This window comes from Streptomyces chisholmiae, assembly GCF_031845445.1.
Classification (GTDB): domain Bacteria; phylum Actinomycetota; class Actinomycetes; order Streptomycetales; family Streptomycetaceae; genus Streptomyces; species Streptomyces chisholmiae.
Genome location: NZ_JAVREO010000318.1, coordinates 1 through 351, shown reverse-complemented (window position 1 = coordinate 351; position 351 = coordinate 1). Strand labels below are relative to the sequence as shown.

The 351-nt window shown below is 65.8% G+C and carries 1 protein-coding gene; it reads right to left on the bottom strand.

Going from position 1 to position 351, the window contains the following annotated elements; translation table 11 throughout:
* Positions 1–268, bottom strand: a 268-nt coding sequence (locus RM844_RS33385; protein WP_311671160.1) for an acyltransferase domain-containing protein, incomplete at its 3' end; no start/stop codon positions are given.
* Between the last annotated feature and the right edge of the window lie 83 nt (positions 269–351).

The following is a 351-nucleotide window of genomic DNA, read 5'->3' as shown; positions in this document are numbered from 1 at the left end:
AGGACTCCAACACCCGCCACAAACCAACCCCGACGGCGAAGAGCCCCACCTGAGCCCAACCCGTCCCCTCCAACACCTCAGCGTCACCGGAGAAGACCACCTCCCGCAACGACCCGTCACGACGCTCATCCACCAACGCGCCAACCTCGTCGAAAGCCTCCCGGAAAGCCGGGAACACCTCATACAACTCCCGACCCATCCCCACCCACTGCGAGCCCTGACCCGAGAAGACCACACCGACCTTCCCACCCACCACAGACCCCACCACATCCGCCAACTCCACATCCCCGCCCCAGGTCACCGCACGATCCGGCAACCCAGCCCGCCCCAACAACGACCGACCCACACCCA